Genomic DNA, 19950 nt, shown 5'->3' with positions numbered 1-19950 from the left:
CCCTCCACCTAGACTGGCACCATGACGGAATCCACCCCGACATCCCCACCCGTTGCCGAGTCGCCCGAAACCCCTGATGGCTTCGCGATCGAGGCGCAGCGCATCCTCGCCGAGCTCACCGCGAATCCGAACGCGCGGTTCCGCGACGGCCAGCTCGAGTCCATCCGCGACCTCGTGCAGGCGAAGAAACGCGTCCTCGTCGTCCAGCGCACCGGGTGGGGCAAGTCCGCGGTGTACTTCGTGGCCACTCGGATGCTCCGGGCCTCAGGCACCGGGCCGAGTCTCATCATCTCCCCGCTGCTGGCGCTCATGCGCGACCAGATCGCCGCGGCCGAACGTGCCGGAGTCCGTGCCGCCAGCCTCAACTCCTCGAACGTCACCGAATGGGACTCCGTGCTCGAGGACCTCAAGGCCGGCAGCCTCGACGTTCTCCTCGTCTCCCCGGAGAGGCTGAACAATCCGCAGTTCCGCGATGAAGTGCTGCCGCAGCTGCTGGCCTTCCTCGGCCTCATTGTCGTCGACGAAGCCCACTGCATCTCCGATTGGGGCCACGATTTCCGTCCCGACTACCGCCGCATCGGCCGGATTCTGTCCGAACTGCCACGTGACACCCCGGTACTCGCGACGACCGCGACCGCGAACTCCCGCGTCGTCGCCGACGTCGCCGAACAGCTCGGCGACGACACCACAGTCGTCCGCGGAGAACTCGCCCGGGATTCCCTGCGCCTCGGCGTCCTCCCAGGCCTCGACGCCAGCGCCCGCATCGCCTGGCTGGCCTCGCACCTGAACGACTTCACCGGGTCCGGAATCGTCTACACGCTTACAGTCTCCGCCGCCGAGGACATCACCCGAATGCTGCGCGAACAAGGCCACGAGGTCCGCGCTTATACGGGCCGGACTGATGCCGAAGAACGCGCGGAACTCGAGCAGCAGCTCAAGGACAACCAACTCAAGGCGCTGGTGGCCACCTCGGCGCTGGGCATGGGATTCGACAAACCCGACCTCGGATTCGTCATCCACCTCGGCGCGCCCTCCTCAGCCGTGGCGTACTACCAGCAGGTCGGTCGCGCCGGGCGCGCCACGGACTCCGCCGACGTCCTCCTGCTGCCCGGTGCGGAAGACGAACAGATCTGGGAGTACTTCGCGACCGCGTCGATGCCCAACCAGGATGATGCGAATGCCGTGCTCGCAGCCCTCGCCGAGGCGGACGGCCCCCTGTCCGTGGCCCGCTTGGAGACCCTGGTCGGAACCAAACGCTCCCGACTCAACCTGCTGCTCAAGACCCTCGAAGTCGAAGACGCAGTATCGAAGATCAAGGGCGGATACGTCTCAACCGGGCTGGGGTGGACCTATGACCGGGAACGCTATGAGAAGGTCGCAGCCGTCCGGGCCGAAGAGGCCCAGGCCATGCTCGATTATGAGGCGACCGGGCAGTGCAGGATGGAGTTCCTCATCCGGCAGCTCGACGATCCCGACCCGCAGCCGTGCGGCCGCTGCGACAACTGTGCGGGAGTGTGGTTCTCCGCCGAGATCTCCGACGAACAGCGCCAAGCGGCGGCCGGAAACCTGCACAAGATCGGTTTGCCGATCGAGCCGCGCAGCACCTGGCCCAGCGGCCTGGCCAACATCGGCGTCCCGCTCAAGGGCCGGATCCCGGCAGAAGAGCTCGCCGATGAAGGACGTGCGATCGCCCGCCTGTCCGACCTTGGTCAGGGGCAGAGTCTGCGCTCGTTTCTCGCCCCTGATGCTCCCGACGCCGAGGTGCCCGGTCAGATCGGCAAGTGGTGTCTTGAAGTCCTGGCTCAGTGGGATTGGAAAACACGGCCCGAGGTGGTCGTATCGATCCCGAGCAATCGCCGTCCTGTGACGGTGCGGTCTCTGGCCGCGAATCTCGCCGCGGCCGGCCGACTTGTGGACGGTGGTGAGCTTCTGCAGGTCGGCGACCATGGCACACCTGATGTCAACAGTGCCTTCCGCGTCAAGGACCTCTACGAAGCCTTCGTTGTTCCACCGGAGGTCGAGGAGGCAGTGGCCGGGAAATCGGTGCTGCTCGTCGACGACGAGGTCGTCTCACGGTGGACGATGACGGTCTGTGCACGATTGCTGCGCAAGGCGGGAGCCACCTCGGTGCTGCCATTTGCCCTTGCACTCCGGGCCTGAGGTCGCGGAGCACGACAGGGAAGACCGCTGCGGCGACGATTCCTCAGCCTGCGGCTTGAGGAGATCGGCGCCGCAGCGGATCACATCGATTGGTGACGGTCACAGATTCTGCTGAAGCTGGAACGTCGCGCCCTCCGGATCGGTGACCGTGACGATGCGTCCGTGCGGGGAGTCTTCGGGACCGGCGAGCACCTTGCCGCCGAGCTCGGTCACCTTCGCTGACGAGGCATCGGCGTCCTCGACGTTGAAGTAGGTGCGCCAATAGGAATTCTGTGCCCACTCGCTGGCGTCACAGATTCCGGCCACAGCCGCGTCACCGTCGCCGTGCGTCGAGTACGGGAAGCCCTCCATAGGGACGATGTCGAATGAGAAGACGTTGCCGTAGAACTCGTTCGCAGCCTGGTAGTTCGTCGTCATGAGTTCGAACCATACGGGGGTTCCCGGAGTGAGCGGAGTGTCAAAGCCGGAGAACTCTCCGGGCTGCCACATGCCGATAGGCGAACCCGTCGGATCGACGACGACGGCCATCTGGCCGAGCGGGCCGACCGGCATCGGGCCGACGACATCGGCTGCCCCAGCAGCCAGAGCTGCCTGGTGGGTTCCGGCGATGTCCCCAGTGTGCAGGTAGGTCGACCAGACCGTGGGCATCTCCGGACTCGGAGTGCCGTCCATGTTCATTGCTCGCATGGCGCCGCCGACGTTGCCTCCGTCCTTCGTGATCATGTTGTAGTGGCCGAAGTCCTCACCCATGTCGGTGAATTCCCAGTCGAAGAGCTGAGTGTAGAAGTTCTGGGCGGCCTCGAAGTCCTGACAGACATAGTCGATCCAGATCGGCTGGCCTTCGCGGGGGTTGGCAAGCATTGCGTCTCCTCTTGTGATGGGGGGGGGAGATGAGTTGCAGTGAATAGTGCCGACGGCAGCGGGATGACCCTACTGCCAAGCGCGCGTGAAATCCGCGAAGCAGTCGGTCAGCGCCGCCTGCAGAAGCGGACCGAAGGTCACGCGCCCGACCCCGAGCTCAGCGAGCTGAGAGAGGTCGAGTTCTTCGGGCACCGCGCCCTTGATCGGGTGCGCGGTGACATTGAGCGGCAGCGTGATCTGCGCGAGGATCGATTTGAGAGTGCCCACATCGGGGAGGCGAACGGGGTAGACGGAGTCCGCGCCGGCGTCGGTGCACAGACGCAGACGTCGTACCACCTCGGCGGTGGGATCCTCGAAGTCGCCGGGATATTTGAACACATCGGTGCGGGCATTGATGACGACGTGCACCCGCTGCGCTTCCGCGGCTTGGCGCAGGCTCCAGATGTATTCAGCATGCTCCTCGGGGCTGCGCATGCTGCCCCGACTGTGGACCGTGTCCTCGATATTCACACCGACCGCTCCGGCATCGAGGAGGCCGGCGATGAGTTCGGAGGCGGGGGTGTCGTAGCCGGATTCGAGATCCGCGGTGACGGGAACATTCACCGCCGAGGTGATCCGTGAGATCCCTTCGAGCGCTTGCTCCAGCGTCATCTGCTCACCGTCGCCGTGCCCGAGCGAATCGGCGAGCGGGTGCGACCCGACGCTCAGAGCGTTGAAGCCGACGTCGACCATCGCACGAGCCGACCAGGCATCCCAGACGGTCGGCAGCACGAGAGGTTCGTCCTGGTGATGTCCCTGCAGGAGGGTGAAAGCGCGTTCGGCGAGAACCGTGTAATCGACCATGGTCAATACTTTTCCACTGTTGTGCCTCGACACGCCAGGGGTCGGACTGGTTCACCAGAAGGTTTCAGGCAGGCGCAGTGATAGCGTGAACAACATCCGATGTCGCCGTACGGAGGAGCAGAGGTGGCCGGTTCGGGCACCATCCGCGTTTCGCCCAAACCCGAGCGGGTATGGGCACTCCTCGCCGTGCTTGCCGGCATGGCCACGATCCTCATCGAGATCCCCGCTGCGCTGATGTCCGAGTCCGGCTATTCGTTCACTCGGCAACCCATCAGCCATCTTGGGATGACCGGATGCGGGGACTGGGGAGACGTCGGAACTCCGATCGAGGTCTGCTCACCAGCTCATCCCTTCGTCAACGGCGTTTCCATCATCGCCGGATCGATGCTCGCGATCATCGCCTTCATCTGGCACGACTGGATCGCCCCGAGTCGTTGGGGCAGGTGCGGGTCCTTCCTGCTCGCTGCCGGCGGAATGCTGTTGGCCGGAACCGGGATGGTCCCCGCCGATATCGATCCGACTCTGCATACTGTCTTCGGTTTCGGCGGATCCGCAATCCAGAATCTCGGTCTGCTCGCCGCAGGCATCGCCTTGAGTCGTTGGCCCGAGAAGCGCTGGATCGGCCCCGTCGAATTCGGCGGGCTCACGCTCGGACTGGGCGCTTTCGGTCTCGCCGGAGCCCTGTTCTTGGCCGCTCCCGATTCCTGGAACCTGCCCGTCGGCATCGTTGAGAGAGCCGCGTCCTACCCGTTCCTCATCTGGTTCATCCTCGCCGGATGGATGCAGCTGCGTGACGCCTCCAGGCGAAAACGCGAACTCGCTTCCGGGCGTTGAAGCTCTACAGCCGCGGCGTCCGCGGCGGCACCTGCCGACGGGAACCGGTTGCCTCGAACGCCGCGGCGATCTCGATGAGTGCGGAATCGTCCCAACCCCGTCCCGCGATCGTCAGGCCCACGGGAATCCCGGTGTCGGCCATGGTGCCCATGGGCACCGTCACCGAGGGGATGCCCAGATGCCTGGGGACGAGGTTGCCGTTGGCCACCCACGTGCCGTTGCGCCAACCGAGTTCGGCCGAAGCCTCGTTGACGTCCATATCGGCCGGCCCCACTTCGGCCATCGCCGGGAAGATCACCGCATCGAGGCCCAGCTCATCCATCCACTCCTCGAGGTCGACCCGGCGGGTCTCCTCGAGCCCCCGCACACCGGATTCGAGCTCCGGGATCTCCGTGACCGAGGCGTAGCGATTTGTGCGCACCTGCTCCGGGTAGGTCGCAATGTCATCGTCGAACCCGACGTAGCGATCCGGCAGGGCGCCCGGTGGGTGGGGGAAGATCAACGAACCGTCCACCTCGGCGAGGGTATTGAGATCCGGGTCGCCGTTCGCGGCGAGGAAATCATCCCACCCCCACGACGAGAGGTCGTTGATCTCCCGATCGAGGTAGGCGGCGGTGACGAACCCCCGCGTCGCGATCGTCGGCGCACCGGGCCGGTCACCCTCATAGTTGCTCACGACCGGGAAGTCGGTCTCGACCACCTCGGCGCCTGCGGATTCGAGATCGGCTCGCGCCGCCTGCCAGGCCTCCATCACCGAGGCGCGGGTGTCGATCCGCTGACCCGTGGGCCCGCCGATGCCGCCGTCCGGATTGGTCCCGGCCTCGTCATCGGCGTTGATGTACATTCGCGGCACGCCAAGGCGCTTGCCGGCCAACACCGACTGTGCCGCGTCGACCGATTCCGGCAGCAGCCCCGCATAGGAGTCCGGGCGCACCGCGCTCGCCTTCGGGACCTCCACCCAGGGCTGCACGCGCCAGAAATCTCCGCGAGTCTGCTCGTCGTCGGCGACGATGACGTCGAGGACCTCAGCCAGGTCGGCCATCGTGCGAGTGTGGGGGACGACGACGTCCATGGTCGGCACGAGCGGCCAGTTTCCGCGCACGCTGATCACCCCGCGTGAGGGGGTGTATGCGACGAGCGCATTGTGCGACGCCGGTGCCCGACCCGAGGACCACGTCTCCTCGCCGAGGCCGAAGGCTGCGAAGCTCGCCGTCGTGGCCGTGCCCGAACCGTTCGATGACCCCGAGGCGAAGGCGCTGGTCAGCCAGTCCGCGTTGTAGGGACTCTCGGCGCGACCGTAGAGTCCGCGCTGCATCCCGCCGTTGGCCATCGGCGGCATGTTCGTCAGCCCCAAGCAGATGGCGCCGCCGGCGCGCAGCCGTTCGATTGTGAATGCATCTTTCTGTGCGATGAGGTCGGCGAAGGCCGGGGACCCGGAGGCCACCGTGAGGCCAGCGACCATGTAGCTGTCCTTCGCGGTGTACGGAATCCCGTCGAGGGGGCCGAACGTCTCACCTGCTGCACGTCGTTCGTCGGAGGCGGCCGCCTCGGTCAGCGCTTGCGGATTCTTCACGATCACGGAGTTGAGCTTCGTAACGGTGTCGGGGCCGTCGAAGGCCGCGATCCGGTCCTGATAGGCCTCGACGAGCTCGACCGAGGTGGTACGGCCGTCCTCGAGGGAGGCTCGCAGATCGGCGATGGACGCTTCGACGACATCGAACTTCGACATGATCTTCCTCCGGGCACTCGGCGGTGCGTGCGCGATATGGGTGTGTTCCTGCCCAGAGTAGCGCCGATTCGACGAGGATGGGCTGCGGATTTCGTTGCCCGAGGCCCCGCGAAACCAAATTCTATAAGTTGTAGAATCGGGGTGGAGATAGTCTCCGAGCAGTTCCCCACTGAGGCAGTCGCAAGGATGTGATGGCATGCCGCGAAGAGTGAACGATTTTCGAGGACTGGCCGAGGTCAGCCGAGTCCTGCTGCTGGGCGCCGTGCAGAATCGCCCGGGCAGCCGACTCAAAGAGCTCGCCGAAGAGGCCGGTCTGCACATCAACACCGCCCGTGACCACCTGCGAGTGCTCATCGACGAAGGATTCGTCTACCTGCAGTCCGAATCGACAGGGGAGCGGGGGCGGCCGCCGATGGTCTACCATCCGGTCGACGATCCGGAGTCGAACGCGGCCGCAGCCGAACGCATCGCTCGCGCTCGCGAACACCACGAAGTGCTCTGCCGCCTCGCGCCCGGAGCCGAACTGAGGCCGGCGGAGCTCGACGAACTGGGCGACGAAGCAGGTGCCCAATTCGATCTGCTCTACGAACATCTCGACGATTCGGGAATGGAGCCCGAGCCCGATGCAGAGGACCTGCGGATCTCGCTGGCACCGTGCCCGCACTATCGGATGGTCGGCGAGGAGCGCGCGATCGCCTGCGGCATTCACGCGAAGATCGTCAGAGACCTCCTCAGCCAGGTGCCGGGACCGCTCGAACTCGACCGCCTGCAGCCCTATGTCGAAGAGACCCGTTGCCAGATCCTGCTTCGCGAACACCGATGCCCGAATCCGCTCGATGCCGAAAGCGCTGAAACAGAAGGCACTGAAGCCGAAGCGTCCGATGCGGAAGGGGCCGATACCGAAAGGGCCGATGGCGAAAAAGGCGAAGGCGACCGCCCGCGATGATCGTCATTGCCCCGATGACCGTCAGTCTCGATTGACCGTCCGTCCCCGCTTTCGCCTGTCTCAGTAGTCGATGGTCTCCCAGCCGCGACGCTGGGGCTGACGTTGCCTGTCCTTCGACCGATAGATGATGTACGGCCTGGTCAGGTATCCCAGTGGTGCGGCGAAGACGTGGACGAGTCGGGTGAAGGGCCACAGCGCGAAGATGAGGATCGCTGCGAGCACGTGCACTTGGAATCCGATCGGGGCGGTCGACATGAGGGCGGTATCGGGTTGGAATGCCCAGAACTGTCGGAACCATACGGACACGCCCTCCCGGTAGTCGTACCCGCCGAGTGCCGAGTCGAAGATCGTCGAATAGACCCCGGCGAGGATGACGACCGAGAGCATGAGATACATGAGTTTGTCGAGCCGGGTGGTCGCACCGAACACCCGATTGTTCGTTCTGCGACGGTAGATGAGCAGGACCAGCCCGCCGACCGTGGCCGCAGCTGCGCCGAGCCCGATCGTGATCGCCATGAAGTGATACATGTGATCGGTGATGCCCACCGCCGCAGTCCACGACTTCGGAATCCCCAGGCCGACGACGTGGCCGAGGAAGACGAAGATGATTCCGTAGTGGAACAGCGGGGAACCGATGCGCAGGAGCTTCGACTCGTAGATCTGCGACGACCGCGTCGTCCAACCGAAGCGGTCACGTCGGAACCGCCAGATATGACCGAGGATGAACACGGCCAACGCCATGTAGGGGATGATCACCCACAGGAACGTCTCGAGCACCGTCGGTGAGTTCATGATCGCTCTCCTGTCACGTCCGTCAGCGGGATGAATGTCTGTTTGCCACCGGCCGAACACGGTCCCGCAGCCGCCCCAGACGACACCGAGGCAGCCGCCGTCATCGCCGCGGTGGTCTCGGCCGCGCTCGGCGGAAGATCGCCGTATCCTCCGAGTCCGTCGAGTCCCACCGTCTCCGTGGCCGGTCCTTCGGCAGCGAGCCGTTCGACGGCATGGATGTCATCTCCGTCGAGGGCGGGCAGGGTGCCGCAGACCGCGCGGATGGTTCCGGCCCAGGGCGAGCCGATCTCGTCGAGGTGGAGACGCAGCAATTCGATCCCGGCCCGGTTGGACAGCAGGATCCGCACCCCGGCGCGAAGATCGTGCCCGGCGGCGAACTCGAGCACATAGGTGAGATGGTCAGGCAGCTGTGATTCGTCCATGTCGAGCCCTGCCGCCCGGTAGATCTCCTTGATCTCCAACAGCGCCTGCCCGCGCTTGCGCGTGTCGCCGTTCGAGAAATAGGTAAGGAACAGACAACCGCGCCGCCTGGTATCGAAGGTTTCGACATAGTCGGCGCGCAGTCCGATGGGATCACCGGCACCGAGGTGGCCGATCGTCTCGTCCAAATCGTCCTTGAGATGATCGGGGACTCCCGCCTGGTCGAGCAGCGCAGAGATCTGAGGCAGCCGTTCGAGCAGATCGTCACCGGGGTAGTCGATGAGCCAGGATGCCGCCGCAAAGACGGCACGCAGCGCCTCATCGTCGATTCCCGGGGCCGTCTGCCCACCGGACTCCGCATGCTGGGAAGCGCGTTTCGTCCACTTGGACAGGAACTTCAGCGGTCGGTACATCTCAGGCCCCTGCCGGTCCGTCGGCGGTCGGGAACAGTCCGGTCGGTCGGCCCTTCCCGTCCCAGTTGAGCAGGTTGAGCCGACCGCGCAGATGCGAACGCTCTTCCCCGTCCTCGGCGCTGCGTTCGGCCAGCGGATCCGATATCCCCGTAGTACCCGCGAATCCGCTGGAGGCGATATCGGGCATCTCGTTCATCCCGGGCCCGCCCTCGGCGTTGAGCGGGCAGTCCGAGCCGATGCCCTCGAGGCTGTGCGCCTGCTCCGAATGGCCGGCGGGAATGACATAGCGTTCGTCGTACTTCGCGATCGCCAGCAGCCGGTACATGTCCTCCATCTCCTCCGGCTTCATCCCCACCGAGTGCGGGATGCGCTCATCGGGTTCGACGCCCATGTTGATATCGCGCATGAACGCCCGCATGGCCGCCATGCGCCGAAGCACATCGGCCACGACATCCGTGTCGCCGGCGGTGAAGAGGTTCGCCAGGTACTCGATGGGGATGCGCAGCTCGTCGATCGCGGCGAAGAGGTTGACGGCGTTCTCCGCGTCGTAGCCGGTGTCCTTGACGACGTCGACGACCGGCGACAGCGGCGGGATGTACCAGACCATCGGCATCGTCCGGTACTCCGGATGCAGCGGCAGGGCGAGATCGTAGTCCTTGATGAGCTTGTACACCGGTGAGCGCTGGGCGGCCATGATCCAGTCGTGCGGAATTCCGGCGCGTTCGGCCGCGTCCATCACATCCGGGTCGAACGGGTCGAGGATGAGATCCTTCTGCGCGGCGAAGAGATCCTGCTCATCGGGGACCGAAGCCGCCTCGGTGACACGGTCGGCATCGTAGAAGACCAGCCCGATATAGCGCAGACGCCCCACACAGGTCTCCGCGCAGACGGTGGGTTCGCCGTTCTCGATGCGCGGATAGCAGAACGTGCATTTCTCCGCCTTGCCGGTGCGGTGGTTGAAGTAGATCTTCTTGTACGGGCAGCCGGAGATGCACATCCGCCAGCCGCGGCAGGAGTCCTGGTCGACGAGCACGATGCCGTCCTCCTCGCGTTTGTAGATCGCACCCGAGGGGCAGGAGGCGACGCAGGAGGGGTTGAGGCAGTGTTCGCAGATGCGCGGCAGGTAGAACATGAAGGTTTCTTCGAACTCGAGTTTGACCTTGTCGCCGATCGACTTGAGCATCGGATCGAGATCGGCCTTGGCATAGGTGCCGCCGAGGTCGTCGTCCCAGTTGCCCGACCATTTGATGTCCATCCGCTCGCCGGTGAGCAGGGACTTCGGCGGGGCCGTGGGAATGTGCTTCTGCTCCGGGGCCGAGAGCAGGTTGTCGTATTCGTAACTCCACGGCTCGTAGTAGTCCTCGATGCCCGGCAGCTTCGGATTCGAGAAGATGGACGCGAGCTTCTTCAGCTTGCCCCCGGCCTTGAGCTTGAGGCGACCGCCCTTCGACAGCGCCCACCCGCCCTGCCATTTCTCCTGGTCCTCGTAGCCGCGCGGGTAACCCTGCCCGGGCCGGGTTTCGACATTGTTGAACCACACGTATTCGGTGCCCTTGCGGTTCGTCCACGCCTGTTTGCACGTGACCGAGCACGTGTGGCAGCCGATGCATTTGTCGAGGTTCATCACCATCGCCATCTGCGCCATGATTCTCATCAGTGTGCCTCCTGTTCCCGAGTCGGTGTCCGCTGCTGGTCGTCTGTGTGGGCCATGGCTGCTCAGTACTCCACGTTCTGGTTGGTCCGACGCCGGATCACCGTGACTTCATCACGCTGGTTGCCCGTCGGCCCGTAGTAGTTGAAGGCAAACGACAGCTGCCCGTATCCGCCGACGAGATGGGTCGGTTTGATCATGATCCGCGTGAGCGAATTGTGGATGCCTCCGCGCTGACCGGTCGTCTCCGTGAGCGGGACGTTGACCGTGCGCTCCTGCGCATGATGCATGAACGCCGTGCCCTTGGGCATGCGGTGGGAGACGACGGCGCGGGCGGCGACGACGCCGTTGCGGTTGATCGCTTCGATCCAGTCGTTGTCGGCGATGCCGACGGACTCGGCGTCCTCGACGCTCATCCAGATCGTCTGTCCGCCGCGGCCGAGGCTCATCATGAAGAAGTTCTCCTGATACATCGAGTGGATCGCCCATTTGTTGTGCGGGGTCAGGTAGCGCACAGCGATCGAGGTGCCGTCCGAGTCCCCGATCTGCGGTTCTCCGAACAGCGCATTCATGTCCAGGGGCGGACGGAACGTCGGTAGCGCGTCGCCCATCTCGATGAACCAATCGTGATCGATGTAGAACTGATACCGACCGGTGAGTGTGTGCCAGGGTTTGAGCCGTTCGACATTGATCGTGAAGGGGGAGTAGCGGCGCCCGCCGGATTCGGATCCCGACCATTCGGGGGAGGTGATCACGGGTACCGGTGCGGCCTTCGCGTCCTCGAAGGAGACCTGCTTGCCTTCGTGTTCGGCGGACAGGTCGGCCAGCTTCTGGCCGGTGCGGACTTCGAGCTTCTTGAAGCCCTCGGTGGCCATGACGCCGTTCGTCGTTCCGGACAGTCCGAGGATGAAGTCCGCGGCCCGCCGGTCCGAATCCAGGCGCGGCTGGCCCTTGCCCGCGCCCTTCGCGGCCACCCCGTTGAGTCGGCGCAGCCGCTCGACATGATGGTCGACGTCATAGCGGATGCCGCGGGCGTTCATGCCCTGGGACTCCAGCAGCGGGCCGATCGTCGTGTACTGGTCGTAGATGGCGGTGTAATCGCGTTCGACCTCGACGAGCTTGGGCATGGTCTTGCCCGGGACCGGTTCGCATTCGCCGAACTTCCAGTCCTTGACCCGCCCATGCGGGGTATTGAGCGCATCGGGACTGTCGTGCTGCAGCGGCTGGGCGACGACATCCGTGCGTGTACCCAGATGAGTGCGGGCGAGCTCGGAGAACCGCTTCGCGATCGTCGCCCACGTATCCCAGTCGTTGCGCGACTGCCACGGGGTGGAGATCGCCGGGTTGAACGTGTTGACGAAGGGGTGCATGTCCGTCGTGGACAGGTCGTGCTTTTCGTACCACGTCGCCGCCGGCAGCACGACATCCGAATGCAGCGTCGTCGTGGTCATCCGGAAGTCCAGGGTGAGCAGCAGGTCGATCTTGCCCTCCGGCGCCTCGTCGCGCCAGTCGACGTCGCGGGGACGCAGATGTTCGGGAGTTTTATCGGCAGAGACAGAATTGTCCACGCCGAGGAGGTGCTTGAGGAAGTACTGATCACCCTTCGCCGACGAACCCAGGGTATTCGCCCGCCACATCGACCAGATCCGCGGATAGTTGTTCTCCGCGTCCGGGTCCTCGGCGGCGAAGCGCAGATTGCCGGCCTTGAGCTCATCGACGATGTGATCGGCGCTGGACTTGCCCGCTTCGTGGGCCGCCTCGGCGATATCGAGGGGATTGGCATCGAAGGTCGGATAGTACGGTTGCCAGCCCAGCCGAGCCGACTGGGCGATTGCATCAGCGGTGGACATGCCCGCGAACTTGCCCTGCCCGGCCCGGGCCGAGAGCATATCGGCCCCGAACTGGTCGTAGCGCCACTGATCCGTGTGCATATACCAGTACGTCGTCTGCGTCATCTGCCGCGGTGGACGCACCCAGTCCAGCGCATTGGCCAGGTGCAGCCAGCCGGTGAAGGGGCGGATCTTCTCCTGCCCGACATAGTGGGCCCAGCCGCCGCCGTTGACGCCCTGCGTCCCACACAGCGTGGTCAGGGTGAGGAAGGTCCGGTACGTCTGATCCGAATGGAACCAGTGGTTCGTCCCCGCGCCCATGATGATCATCGACCGGCCCTTCGAATCGCGCGCGTTCTGCGCGAACTCGCGTCCGATGCGGGCCGCGGCCTGCCACGGCACCCCCGTGATCGCCTCCTGCCAGGCGGGAGTGTTCGGACTGCTCGCGTCCTCATAGTTCTCCGCCCAGGTCCCGGGCAGACCAACACGTCCGACCCCGTATTCGGCGAGCATGAGATCGAAGACCGTGGTCACCACCCGATCGCCGAGGCGGACGATGGGAACTCCGCGCGTGATCTCGTCGATCTCGCCCTGGGCGGCCGTGTCGAAGCGCGGCAGCGTGATCTCAACGGACTCCGCGGATCCGATGGTACTGGTCTCGCCGGTGACCGCCTCGGCGATGGACAGGGCCGGGTCGATGTCCTCAAGATCGAGGTTCCACTTGCCTTCGCCGTCGGCGGCGAAACGGTGGCCCAGGGTGCCGTTGGGCACGGCCGGGGCCTTGGTGGTCTTGTCCCAGAGTGCGGGTTTGAACTGCGCATCCTCGGTGTCGGCCTCGGCGGTGACGGTGCTGCCGAGGTCGGTGGCGGTGACGAAGCGGCCGGGGCGGTACCGCCCCTTGTCAACGGCCTCGAGTTCGACGAGGAAGGGCAGGTCCGTGTACTTGCGCACGTAGCCGTCGAAGTAGTCCGTCGTCGCATCGACGAAGAACTCCTTGAGGATGACGTGGCCCATCGCCATGGCCAGAGCGCCGTCGGTGCCGGTGGCCGGGGCCAGCCATTCGTCGGCGAACTTCACGTTCTCCGCATAGTCCGGGGCGATGGAGATGACCTTCTGCCCGTGGTAGCGGGCCTCAGCCATCCAGTGGGCGTCGGGGGTGCGGGTCAGGGGCACATTCGAGCCCCACATCATGAGGTAGGAGGAGTTCCACCAGTCACCGGATTCGGGCACATCGGTCTGGTCGCCGAAGACCTGCGGGGAGGCAGGCGGCAGGTCGGCGTACCAGTCGTAGAAGGACAGCATCGAACCGCCGATGAGCTGGTGGAAGCGGGCCCCGGAAGAGAAGGAGACCGGGCTCATGGCCGGGATGGGGGAGAACCCGGTGGTGCGGTCGGGGCCGAGGTACTTCACCGTGTAGACATAGGCGGCCGCGACGATCTCGACGGCTTCGGCCCAGGTGGCGCGCACGAGTCCGCCCTTGCCGCGCACGGACTTGTACCGGCGGGCCTTGACCGGGTCTTCGACGATGGACTTCCATGCGAGCACCGGATCGTGGCCGTTGGCGGCCTTGGCCTCACGGAACAGGCGCAGCAGGGCTCCGCGGACATAGGGGTAGCGGACCCTGGTGGGGGAGTAGGTGTACCAGGAGAATGAGGCACCGCGGGGGCAGCCGCGCGGTTCGTATTCGGGCATGTCCGGTCCGGGGCTCGGATAGTCCGTGGCCTGGGACTCCCAGGTGATGAGCCCGTCCTTGACGTAGACGTGCCAGGAACATGAACCCGTGCAGTTGACCCCATGGGTGGAGCGGACGACCTTGTCGTGTGACCAGCGGTTGCGGTAGAAGGAGTCGCCCTGCCGGCCGCCCTTGAAGTGGATCTCCCGGCCGTCCTCGCTCATCGTGGCCCGCGGAGAGAAGAACTTGCGGGTGCCGATGAGGGCATCCATGAGCGAATTGTCGATGCCGGGGCTCTCAGGTTTCTGCCCCGTTGACTCCCTCGGCGTGGGATGGTCTCCGTGCTGTGTCATGTGCTCGGTGGTCATGACCGTATCTCCTTGTCGTCGTCGCTGATGCGAGGCTGTGGGGCGTCGTCGGATCCGGCTGGCTCGGCCCCAGGTGAGCTCGAACCGATCCAGAGGGTGATGAGCAGGGCGAGGACCGTGAAGCCGGCGAGCAGCAGCAGTCCGAGGGAGTAGTCCTGGGTGGCCGACCACATCGCTCCCAGCAGGAGTGGGGGAACGAACCCGCCGAGTCCGCCGGCGGCACCGACGAAACCGGTGATCGAACCGACCCGGGCCGGGTCGGAGCGTTGGGCGATGAGCGCGAAGGTCGCGCCGGAGCCCAAGCCGAATCCGGCTGACATGACGATGAACTCGGAGGTATAGACGATGAACGCCAGGGGGTGGAAGGACAGGGCGATCGCGCAGATTGCGACGAGCGAGTAGGCGACGCCGAGGGTCTTCACGGCTCCGATCCGGTCGGAGAGGATGCCTCCGAGGGGTCGGGTGACGACGGCGACGATGACGAAGCCGGCCATGCGCAGGGCGGCGTCGCCGGGTTCGAGCTCGTAGTCGTTGGTGAGGAACGTCGGCAGGTAGACGGAGAAGGCGACATAGCCGCCGAAGGCCAGAGCGTAGAGGTAAGCCGCCTGCCAGGTCAGCTTCACCGACATGGTCTGTCCCAAGGACCTGATGAGGCTCTGGTGCACGGGCTGCCAGTCGGGCGGATTGCGCATCAACGTGAAAGCCAGGAGCGCGTAGATGACGAGGACGACGGCTGCGACCACGAAGGGCAGCTGTGGCCAGATGTTGTACAGGGGCACGGTAGTGAAGGCCGCGATCGCGGTACCGCCCATGCCTATGCCGTAGACGCCGATGGCTGAACCGCGGGACTCCTTGGGGAACCAGCGATTGACGTAGGGGACGCCGACGGCGAAGCTCGTGCCGGCGACGCCGAGGAAGAATCCGCCGACGATGAGTGTGGCGTAGTTGTATTGGCCGATGAAGCCGACGAAGAGCACCGGAATGACCGTGATGAGGGCGATGAATGACATCATGAAACGTCCGCCGAGGCGGTCGGTCAGCGCTCCCACGATGATTCGTCCCAGTGAGCCGACGAGGACGGGCACGGCGACGAGCAGCGCCGAGTCGTCGGTGAGTTTCTCCTCGACGAAGTGTGGTCCCAGGGGGCTGATGAGCGACCAGGCCCAGAACGTCACAGTGAAGCCGAGGGTAGCGAAGATCAGTGCTCTGGTCCGCTGCGCTTTCGTAGCCGAAGCAGGTGATCCGGCGGTCGATGGTTGATGCATCTCAGGCTGTGACATATTCTGCCCCTCCTCGACGAATGTGCCGACTGCTTTCGATCACAGCAGAGTTGAGGGGAAAGTGGAATAGTTTCCACCGTGTTTAATCAGGAGGCCGCTCGGGCCGCGTCTGTGAGGAAGGTCGAACCTCGCCCACGGGGTCACAAAGTGATATACATCATAATTATGCGACTGATTCTACTGTCTGTAGAAAAGCGTATGATCGAGTCATGTCGATCACAGCGATGATACTCAGCGGCGGTCGCTCCCGGCGGTTCGGGGGCGTTCACAAGCCAGGTGTCCGCCTCGGCGGGCAGACGGTGATCTCGCGCATCCTCGGCACCGTCCGGCAGGCCGTGCCGGAAGCGGAGGTGTGGGTGGCCGGAACCACTGTCGGACTCACGGACGCCGAGGCGGACTCGGTCGGCAGCGTACGGGAGGAGCCCGAGTTCTCGGGCCCTCTGGCCGGAATCGAAGCCGCTTCCCGGGCGATGGGTGACTCCGAGGTCACCGTGATCCTGGCCGGGGACATGCCGCTGGTGCGGCCGGACCATCTGCGGGCGCTCATCGTCGCGAGCCGGGAGTCCGGGCTGCCTGCTGCCGGCGTCGATGATCGCGGCAAGCTCCAGTACCTCTGCACCGCGTGGCCGACTGCGCTGCTGCGTCGACGTCTGGCCGATATCGGCCAGACGCAGGACAGGGCGGTCAAACTCCTCTTCAGCGGACTCGAGGTCGCACCTGTCGACGTCGACCCCGCGGAGATCGTCGACTTCGACACCCGTGAGGAGTACGAGCGCGTCGCCCGCAGAATCGAGGCCACGGACGCGGATACGGCGGGCGATCCTCGGGACGGGATTTCGGCGGGCGCCGACGCTCCGAGTGGCGCCAGAGCCGTGCCGGAGCAGGTGCTGCGGATGCGGGACCTCGCAGCCGCCGAGCTTCCGGAGGGGGCGTGGATGACAGATGCCGAGGTTGCGGCCGTGCTCGAGTTCGCTTCGCACGTCAAGCATTCGGACTCATCGCTCAGTCCGGTCGTCGCCGCATTCCTCGCCGGCAGGCTCCACGCTGCGACGAGGGAGGGCGGAGCCTCACTCGCGGAAGCGCTGGCTCATGTGGAGGGGACCCTCACTCGCTCTCAGGGCTGAGCCCGAGCCCGTTCACCAAGCTGTCGACGAAGTCCAGCCCCCGGCGGTCATGGTCCGCGCCGACCACCTGGTCGTCGAGGTCTGCCCCGTCGACGCAGCCGGCGAGGAAAGTTCCGAAGGGTCCTGAGGCCCGGGTCCCCGTCTCGTCGGACCAGCGTGCGCTGGCATCGAGCAGCTCAGCGACGAGCTCGACGGCGGGCTGCGTATCCGGGAGCGGGACTCCCAACGTCTGCGCGGCGGCCGAGAGTTCGGCCGCCATCGCCGCGATGCGGTCCGATGAATAGTCTCTGGGCATCTCGTCCTCCTTGGTCACCGACCCTAGCGCAGGTGTGATGGCGGGCCCGCCGTTTCGACCGTGAATAAGTCCGGCCCGCCTCGGCGAGGGTGTCGGGGCGGGCCGGATACGGCGGTCGTCGGGGGAAGGCGGCGGCCGCCTCGGCGAGGGGATTGATCAGTCGTCGATCTGGGTCGGTTCGACGGCTTCGACGGCCTCCTCGGGGGTCAGGCGGCAGGAGATGCCGACGTAGAAGACGATGATCGAGAAGATCACGGTGACGATCTCGCCGACGTCGGGGGATTCAAAACGGACATCATCGGCCTTTCGATTGTGAATTCAGTTTTCGAATGTTGAAGTGTGCGCCGCCCAAATTGCGATGTCAACGACCATTCGGGGCATCTGAAGCCGAATCGGTCCGGTCCTATATACACCAGATGACCAGCACAGATACTCAGGTTTCACAGTTGAGAAATGAGCTGGAAGAGATTGGATCCAATTATGGTCGGTCACTCGGATTGAACGCAGAAAAATTCAGTGAGTCGGCACAAGGAAGAATGGCCGATTGGATCCGATTGTCGAATCTGTTCACGGATTCTTTTCAGACCCATGCTGCCCGGAAAGCGCCGAAATCGCTTGGATTGCAATTGGATTGCGATTTTTCTTCTGCCCCGCGCGTCGCTGCTTCCGTCTATGCTTCACGGCGAAGGGCGTTGTGCGCGGCGGTGTCACAACCATGGCGGGCTTGACCACGGGAAGCATGGCCACGGTGTGCGGAACCGCGCGATGCACGACCGGGGAGGTGAGCCGCCTCGGCGAGATGAGGGAGTCAGACGATGACGCATGATCCAGCGCGCAGTGGTGCCATTGCGACCGAGCTGCGTTCGCGCATCATCGCCGGTCAGTTGCAGCCGGGTGCCCGCATCCGACAGGAGGAGATCGCCGCCGAGTTCGGAGTCAGTCGGATCCCGATCCGCGAGGCCCTGCGCGCTCTGGCCGATGCCGGACTCGTCACCCTCGTTCCGTCGACGGGCGCTTGGGTGACCGAACTCAGCCTCGAGGAATGCCGGGAGGTCTACCTCATGCGCGAACGCCTCGAACCTCTCCTGCTGTCTTTGGCGATGCCCACGCACACCCCGGAATCGCTCACGGAGTTCGTCCACCTCGCCGAGGCGGTCGAGGCCGCAAGTGCGCTCGGTGAGTTCCTCGAACGCGATCGGGACTTCCACCGGGCCATCATGGCCGGAGCTGGTGAGGGGCGATTGAGTCGGACCGTCGACCACCTGTGGAACCTCAGCCACTACTATCGACGCCGACTGGTCACCCCGCATGTGAGCGATCGGAAAGGCGACATCTTCGCCGAGCATCGGATGATTCTGCGGGCGCTCGAAATCGGCGATGTCGAATCCGCCGAGGCGGTCATGGCCGCCCATATCCGCCACACCCGCATGCTCGTCGAGTCCGCACCGCAGCTGTTCGAGCGAGATTGAAAGTGTTCGGGCGCGGTTCAGCCGCGCCGAGCGCGGTTGTGCCTCAGCCCTGGCGGGCCTTGAAGCGAGGATTCTTCTTGTTGATGACATAGACGCGACCGCGGCGGCGAACCACCTGCGAACCCGGCTGGGACTTCAGCGATCGCGGAGAACGACGAACCTTCATGAGCGTGACTCCTTAATGAGAATGAGTATCATTAGAGGCAATACTATGTTCTCCAGCGAAGGGAAGCGAATGCAGGGATCAGACGAACGCGGCCGGAGTCCCATCGTCGACGGAATCGAAGCGATCGCCGTCGTCGGACTCTGCGTGGCTGAGCGCAGGCGCTATGCGATGGGTCTGGCCAGGGATCGCGGTTTTGTCTTCGTGCCCGCGGAGCAGACGGAACAGGGCATCGAGGCGATCGACCGCCTCGTCGATCTGGTCGGAATGACATCCGGGGTGCACGGGTTCGTCCTCGAGCACGGGGAGGGCGCGGATTGTGCGGAGAACATCGGAGCCCTGAGTGCTCCCGACTCACGGGCCGTGCTCACCGACCTCGTGTGCGTGCTCGATCTTGCGTGCCTGCACAGCGATCTCGATTCGGAAGAGCGCGCCGGAGCCCTCGTCTCTCAGATCGAATTCGCGTCGACCTCGGCCTTGGTGACGCCCGACCCTGCCGACTCGGGTGGGATCGAGGAGGCCATCGGGCTGATCGCGCACCTGGCGCCCGAGGCGAGTCTGTTCCTTCGGTGCGAAGGCGCGGTGCATGAGCCGGTGTGCTGGCAGTTCGGGCACCGACCTCCTGATGCGGGGTGGACGGCGATCCTCAACTCGGAGTTCCGGCCCCCGGCTCGAGCAGGAGGCGTCCGTGCCTGCCGTTTCGAGCAGGCCCGCCCCTTTCACCCGCAACGGCTCCAGGCAGTGCTGAGTGCGGCAATCGGGGAAGGCTTCTGGGGTCGGATTGTTCGTTCTGCCGGTTTCGCGAAGCTGGCCTCGCGCCCCTATGTGACCGCGCACTGGGATCAGGCGGGTACTCTGCTCACGCTCTCACCGTTGAGCGTCGAGCCGCTTCCCGGTGGTGGACCGGAACTCCTGGCGCTCGGTCAGGATCTCGCATTCATCGGCTTCGACCTCGACGAAACGGGGCTGTGTGAGGCTCTCGACCGGGCCGTCCTCACCGATGCTGAGCTTCTGGCGGGTCCAATGGCCTGGCTGGAGTATCACGACGAGTTCCCCGCCTGGGACTCCGCGCACCGCGGATGATGCCAGCGGTCTTAGTCT

16 protein-coding genes are annotated in these 19950 nt (G+C 65.0%); 6 read left to right on the top strand and 10 right to left on the bottom strand.

Annotation, left to right across the window (positions count from 1 at the left end; genetic code table 11):
• Positions 1-21: 21 nt before the first annotated feature.
• Complete coding sequence (locus BI49514_RS02550; RefSeq protein WP_101543942.1) at positions 22-2160, top strand: RecQ family ATP-dependent DNA helicase; 2139 nt, start codon at positions 22-24, stop codon at positions 2158-2160.
• A 99-nt stretch (positions 2161-2259) separates the two neighbouring features.
• Here BI49514_RS02550 and BI49514_RS02545 read toward each other — a convergent pair whose 3' ends face one another.
• Complete coding sequence (locus tag BI49514_RS02545; protein WP_101543940.1) at positions 2260-3021, bottom strand: VOC family protein; 762 nt, start codon at positions 3019-3021, stop codon at positions 2260-2262.
• Positions 3022-3090: 69 nt separating this feature from the next.
• Entirely contained in the window at positions 3091-3864 is a 774-nt protein-coding gene (locus BI49514_RS02540) for an isocitrate lyase/PEP mutase family protein (protein WP_101543939.1), read from the bottom strand.
• 99 nt (positions 3865-3963) lie between these two features.
• Between BI49514_RS02540 and BI49514_RS02535 the strand changes: the two genes are divergently transcribed.
• The gene (locus tag BI49514_RS02535) at positions 3964-4698 is read left to right on the top strand and encodes a DUF998 domain-containing protein (protein WP_101543937.1); all 735 of its coding nucleotides are present in this window, start codon (positions 3964-3966) and stop codon (positions 4696-4698) included.
• Positions 4699-4702: 4 nt separating this feature from the next.
• Here the strand turns inward: BI49514_RS02535 and BI49514_RS02530 are convergent, their stop codons facing one another.
• On the bottom strand, positions 4703-6427 hold the full coding sequence (locus BI49514_RS02530; protein WP_101543936.1) for an amidase: 1725 nt from the start codon (positions 6425-6427) through the stop codon (positions 4703-4705).
• A gap of 208 nt (positions 6428-6635) precedes the next feature.
• Between BI49514_RS02530 and BI49514_RS02525 the strand changes: the two genes are divergently transcribed.
• On the top strand, positions 6636-7373 hold the full coding sequence (locus BI49514_RS02525) for a helix-turn-helix domain-containing protein (RefSeq protein ID WP_101543934.1): 738 nt from the start codon (positions 6636-6638) through the stop codon (positions 7371-7373).
• Between the two features lie 60 nt (positions 7374-7433).
• Here the strand turns inward: BI49514_RS02525 and narI are convergent, their stop codons facing one another.
• The 5 genes from narI to BI49514_RS02500 all read right to left on the bottom strand — a co-directional run bounded on the left by narI (position 7434) and on the right by BI49514_RS02500 (position 15798).
• On the bottom strand, positions 7434-8165 hold the full coding sequence (gene narI, locus BI49514_RS02520; RefSeq protein WP_101543933.1) for a respiratory nitrate reductase subunit gamma: 732 nt from the start codon (positions 8163-8165) through the stop codon (positions 7434-7436).
• Entirely contained in the window at positions 8162-8998 is an 837-nt protein-coding gene (narJ, locus tag BI49514_RS02515; protein WP_101543931.1) for a nitrate reductase molybdenum cofactor assembly chaperone, read from the bottom strand. Before narJ ends, narI begins: the two co-directional genes overlap by 4 nt.
• 1 nt (position 8999) lies before the next feature.
• On the bottom strand, positions 9000-10652 hold the full coding sequence (gene narH / locus BI49514_RS02510; RefSeq protein ID WP_101543930.1) for a nitrate reductase subunit beta: 1653 nt from the start codon (positions 10650-10652) through the stop codon (positions 9000-9002).
• Positions 10653-10714: 62 nt separating this feature from the next.
• On the bottom strand, positions 10715-14518 hold the full coding sequence (locus BI49514_RS02505; protein WP_420808567.1) for a nitrate reductase subunit alpha: 3804 nt from the start codon (positions 14516-14518) through the stop codon (positions 10715-10717).
• Positions 14515-15798 carry an MFS transporter gene (locus BI49514_RS02500; RefSeq protein ID WP_244195238.1) on the bottom strand — a complete coding sequence of 428 codons (1284 nt, stop codon included), beginning with the start codon at positions 15796-15798 and terminating at the stop codon, positions 14515-14517. Before BI49514_RS02500 ends, BI49514_RS02505 begins: the two co-directional genes overlap by 4 nt.
• A gap of 209 nt (positions 15799-16007) precedes the next feature.
• Here BI49514_RS02500 and mobA point away from each other — a divergent pair, with 209 nt between their 5' ends.
• The gene (gene mobA, locus BI49514_RS02495) at positions 16008-16922 is read left to right on the top strand and encodes a molybdenum cofactor guanylyltransferase (RefSeq protein ID WP_101543927.1); all 915 of its coding nucleotides are present in this window, start codon (positions 16008-16010) and stop codon (positions 16920-16922) included.
• Here the strand turns inward: mobA and BI49514_RS02490 are convergent.
• Complete coding sequence (locus BI49514_RS02490) at positions 16903-17217, bottom strand: hypothetical protein (protein WP_101543925.1); 315 nt, start codon at positions 17215-17217, stop codon at positions 16903-16905. The two genes, mobA and BI49514_RS02490, sit on opposite strands and share 20 nt — an antisense overlap.
• An 815-nt stretch (positions 17218-18032) precedes the next feature.
• On the opposite strand from BI49514_RS02490, the gene BI49514_RS02485 reads away from it, so the two are divergent.
• Positions 18033-18686: a GntR family transcriptional regulator gene (locus BI49514_RS02485; RefSeq protein WP_101543924.1), complete on the top strand. Its 654-nt coding sequence runs from the start codon at positions 18033-18035 to the stop codon at positions 18684-18686.
• Positions 18687-18729: 43 nt separating this feature from the next.
• Here BI49514_RS02485 and ykgO read toward each other — a convergent pair whose 3' ends face one another.
• On the bottom strand, positions 18730-18852 hold the full coding sequence (ykgO, locus tag BI49514_RS02480) for a type B 50S ribosomal protein L36 (RefSeq protein ID WP_101543922.1): 123 nt from the start codon (positions 18850-18852) through the stop codon (positions 18730-18732).
• A 69-nt stretch (positions 18853-18921) separates the two neighbouring features.
• Between ykgO and BI49514_RS02475 the strand changes: the two genes are divergently transcribed.
• Complete coding sequence (locus BI49514_RS02475) at positions 18922-19932, top strand: GTP-binding protein (protein ID WP_167443982.1); 1011 nt, start codon at positions 18922-18924, stop codon at positions 19930-19932.
• Positions 19933-19950 lie beyond the last annotated feature (18 nt).

Origin of the sequence: Brevibacterium iodinum ATCC 49514 (assembly GCF_900169265.1) — a bacterium.
GTDB lineage: Bacteria > Actinomycetota > Actinomycetes > Actinomycetales > Brevibacteriaceae > Brevibacterium > Brevibacterium iodinum.
The sequence above is the reverse complement of the archived record's forward strand: the minus strand, read 5'-3'. Positions and strand labels throughout refer to the sequence as shown.